The sequence below is a fragment of the Ruegeria sp. CDSB029 genome, assembly GCF_059611125.1.
Window position 1 is genome coordinate 1 of the sequence record NZ_JBXWOX010000052.1, and the last position, 4,436, is coordinate 4,436.

Here is a 4,436-nt window from a genome sequence, read left to right on the forward strand (position 1 = left end):
TTTACTCAGCGGCTTCTTCGTATGCGTCCATTGGGGGGCATGTGCAGATTAGGTTTCTGTCGCCATATGCGTTGTCGACGCGGTTTACGGGGGACCAGTATTTGTCGACGCCCATGGAGCCTGGGGGGAAGCAGGCCTGTTCGCGGCTGTAGGGCCGGTCCCAGTCGCCGACCAGATCGCGCACCGTGTGGGGGGCGTTTTTCAGCGGGTTGTTCTCCGCGTCGATCTTGCCGTCGATGATGTCCTGCGCTTCGGTCCGGATGGACAGCATGGCGTCGCAGAAGCGGTCCAGTTCGTCCTTGGGCTCCGATTCCGTAGGCTCGACCATCAGGGTTCCGGCCACTGGCCAGGACATGGTCGGCGCGTGGAAGCCGCTGTCGATCAGGCGTTTGGCCACGTCATCGACGGTCACATGCGCAGCCTCATCCAACGGACGGGTGTCGAGGATGCATTCATGCGCCACCCGACCTGTCTCGGACGTGTAGAGGATGGGATAGGCATCCTGCAGACGCGCCGCGATGTAGTTGGCGTTCAGGATCGCCACCTTGGTCGCCTGCGTCAGACCCGCGCCGCCCATCAGCAGCACATAGGCCCAGCTGACCGGCAGAATGGACGGCGAGCCGAAGGGAGCGGCCGAGACCGGACCCACGGCGGTGCCGTATTCCGGGTGACCCGGCAGGTGTTCCTCCAGATGCGCCTTGACGCCGATCGGACCCATGCCGGGACCGCCGCCGCCATGCGGGATGCAGAAGGTCTTGTGCAGGTTCAGGTGGCTGACGTCGCCGCCAATGTCACCCGGACGCGAGAGACCCACCATGGCGTTCATGTTGGCGCCGTCGATATAGACCTGACCGCCGTGATCATGGGTGATCTGGCAGACCTCCTGAACGGTGGTCTCGAACACGCCATGGGTCGAGGGGTAGGTGATCATGCAGGCGGCCAGATGATCGGAATGCTTCTCGGCCTTGGCGCGGAAGTCATTCAGGTCAATGTTGCCGTTCTCATCGGCTTGCACCGGAACAACCTGATAGCCCACCATCTGCGCCGAGGCCGGGTTGGTGCCATGCGCCGAGGTCGGGATCAGGCAGACATTGCGGTGCGCCTCACCCCGCGCGGCGTGATAGTTGCGGATGGTCAGCAGGCCCGCATATTCACCCTGCGCGCCCGAGTTGGGCTGCTGCGAGATCGCGTCATAGCCGGTGATCTGGCACAGCTTGTCGTTCAGATCATCAATCATCTCATGATAGCCCTGCGCCTGATCTTCGGGGCAGAACGGGTGCAGATTGCCGAACTCGGGCCAGGTGACCGGGATCATCTCGATCGTGGCGTTCAGCTTCATGGTGCACGAGCCCAGCGGGATCATTGCCCGGTCCAGCGCCAGATCGCGGTCGGCCAGACGGCGCATGTAGCGCGTGATCTCGGCCTCGGCCCGGTTCTTGTGGAAGATCTCGTGGGTCAGGTACGGGCTTTCGCGCAGCGCATAATCGGGCAGGCGATAGACTTTGTTTGAGCTGTCATCGGTGCGATCGATGCCGAAGGCGCCCCAGACGGCCTCGATGGTCTCGGGGCGGGTCTGTTCGTCCAGGCTGATGCCTACCTTCGTGTCGCCGACCTTGCGCAGGTTGACACCGCGCGCCACCGCGGCCTCCATGACGACATTCTGCAGGTGGCCGACCTCAACCGTGATGGTGTCGAAGAACACCTCTGGTTCCACGGCAAAGCCCGCCTCTTCCAGACCGGCGGCCAGGCGCGAGGTCTTGCGGTGCACCGATTGCGCGATGGCCTTGATGCCGTCGGGGCCGTGATAGACCGCATACATCGAGGCAATCACCGCCAAGAGCGCCTGCGCGGTGCAGACATTCGAGTTGGCTTTCTCGCGGCGGATGTGTTGCTCACGCGTCTGCAGTGCCAGGCGGTAAGCCTTGTTGCCGCGCGCGTCGATCGACACACCGATGATCCGGCCCGGCATCGACCGCTTCAGCTTGTCGGTGGTCGCCATGTAAGCGGCGTGCGGCCCGCCATAGCCCATCGGAACACCAAAGCGCTGGGTCGAGCCGATGGCAATATCCGCGCCCATCTCACCGGGAGATTTCAGCAGCGCCAGCGACAGGATGTCGGCGGCGACGATGGCGATGGCTTTATGTTCATGCAGCGCGGCGATTTCCGATGTGAAGTCGCGCACATGGCCGTGAGTGCCGGGATACTGGAAGATCGCGCCAAAGACCGATCCTGCGTCCAGCGTGTCCGGGTCGGCCACCTGCACGTCGATGCCCAGAGGCTCGGCGCGGGTTTTGATCACCGCGATGGTCTGCGGGTGGCAGTTCTTGTCCACGAAGAAGGCCGCGTTGTTGGCCTTCGACCGGCCACCACGCTTGGCCATCGCCATCGCTTCGGCAGCAGCAGTCGCCTCGTCCAGCAGGGACGCGTTGGCCACGTCCAGCCCGGTCAGGTCGCTGACCATGGTCTGGAAGTTCAACAGAGCCTCAAGCCGGCCCTGGCTGATCTCGGGCTGGTAGGGCGTATAGGCGGTATACCAGGCCGGGTTTTCCAGGATGTTGCGCAGGATCGGCGCCGGCGTGGTGGTGCCATAGTACCCCTGGCCGATCAGCGAGGTCAGAACCTTGTTCTTGCTCGCCACCTCTTTCATGTGAAAGAGCGCATCGCGTTCGGTCATCGCCGGACCCCAGTCCAGCGGTTCCTTCTGCCGGATCGCAGGCGGGACGGTGGCGTCGATCAGCTGGTCCAGCGTCTTGAAGCCAATCACCTTGAGCATGTCGCGCATTTCCGTCGGGCTGGGCCCGATATGGCGGCGGTTGGCGAAGTCATAGGCTTCGTAGTCGGTCAGTTTGAAGGCCATAGGTCATGCTCCTCAGGGAATGTCTCGCCCGGCCGCTCTGGCAGGAGCCTCCGGCGGGGATATTTTTAGCCAGATGAAGGGGCGGATCCGCGAAAGGACCCGCCGTTTGGGTTTACCCGATCAGGGCCTTGTAGCCGTCCAGATCCATCAGATCTTCCAGCTGCGCGGCATCCGCGATCTTGATCTTGTAGATCCAGGCCTCGCCTTCGGGATCTTCGTTCAGCGCGCCGGGGTTGTCGGCCAGCGCTTCGTTCACTTCCGCGATCTCGCCATCGACGGGGGCATACAGCTCGGAGGCGGCCTTGACGGATTCGATCACGCCGATCTCGCCGCCCTTTTCAAACTCATCGCCTGCTTCCTGCTGCTCCACGAACACCACGTCGCCCAGCTGTTCAGCCGCGTGCTTGGTGATGCCCAGAGTGGCTGTGTCGCCTTCGACGGTCAGCCATTCATGCTCTTCGGAATAATAGGTTGCCATGTTGTCTCTCTCCTGACTTCAACGCTTGTAATTCTGTTTGACGAAGGGCAGCGCCACGATCTGCGCCGGCTGCGGCTTGCCCCGGATGATCAGGTTCACCGTCTCGCCCGGCTCGCCATGACCCTTGCTCACATAGCCCATCGCCACCGGTCCACCGACCGTGGGGCCAAATACGCCCGAGGTGATCTGACCGATCGTATTGCCCTCAGCGCACTGGATTTCCACGCCCTGACGCGCTGGAGCGCGGCCATCGGGCTTGATGCCAACCAGCTTTTTGGCGGGGCCTTCGGCCAGTTCTTTTTGCACGCGCTCGGCGCCCGGGAAACCGCCCTCTTCCTTGCGGCGCTTCTGGATCGCCCAAGCCAACGAGGCCTCGATCGGCGAGGTGCTCTGGTCGATGTCATTGCCATAAAGGCACAGGCCGGCCTCCAGCCGCAGGCTGTCGCGCGCGCCCAGACCGGCGGCTTCGCAATCCTCATGCGCCAGGAACGCCTTGCTGACCTCGATCGCCTTGTCCTCGGGGATCGAGATCTCGTACCCGTCCTCGCCGGTGTAGCCCAGCCGCGAGATGCGGCACTCGACACCGTTGATATCCGCCACGGTGGTTTCCATGAACTTCAGATCCCGCGCCGCCGGGCAAAGATCACCCACGACGTTTTCCGCCGCCGGGCCCTGGACCGCCACAAGCGCGCGGTCGAAGATCTCGGTCACTTCGACGCCATCCAGATTATCGCGCATATGCGGAATGTCCTGATGGCGCAGCGCTGCGTTCACCACCACAAAGTAGTGATCCCCCGCATTCGACACGATCAGATCATCCATGATCCCGCCGTCCGCATTGGTGAAAAACCCGTACCGCGCCTTGCCCGGCTTCAGGGTCGCATAGGCCTGCGGGCACAAAGCTTCCAGCTTCTCACCCACATTCTCACCCCGAAGGATCACCTGGCCCATATGAGACACATCAAACAACGCCGCCTTCTCACGACACTGCTTATGCTCCCCCATAATCCCCAAAGGATACTGAACAGGCATCTCCCAACCAGCAAAGTCAACAAGCTTACCCCCCAACTCAACGTGCAAGTCATACAAGGGGGTGCGTTT

The 4,436-nt window shown here is 62.6% G+C and carries 3 protein-coding genes; all 3 read right to left on the reverse strand.

The genetic code is table 11. From position 1 onward, the window contains the following. Window position 1: 1 nt before the first annotated feature. The gene (gene gcvP / locus AC2FI8_RS24450) at window positions 2-2,857 is read right to left on the reverse strand and encodes an aminomethyl-transferring glycine dehydrogenase (RefSeq protein WP_496781246.1); all 2,856 of its coding nucleotides are present in this window, start codon (window positions 2,855-2,857) and stop codon (window positions 2-4) included. Between the two features lie 112 nt (window positions 2,858-2,969). Next, a complete protein-coding gene (gene gcvH / locus AC2FI8_RS24455) occupies window positions 2,970-3,335 on the reverse strand; it encodes a glycine cleavage system protein GcvH (RefSeq protein WP_496737919.1) in 366 nt (121 codons plus the stop codon). Window positions 3,336-3,353: 18 nt separating this feature from the next. Next, on the reverse strand, window positions 3,354-4,436 hold a 1,083-nt coding region (gene gcvT, locus AC2FI8_RS24460), incomplete at its 5' end, for a glycine cleavage system aminomethyltransferase GcvT (RefSeq protein ID WP_496781247.1).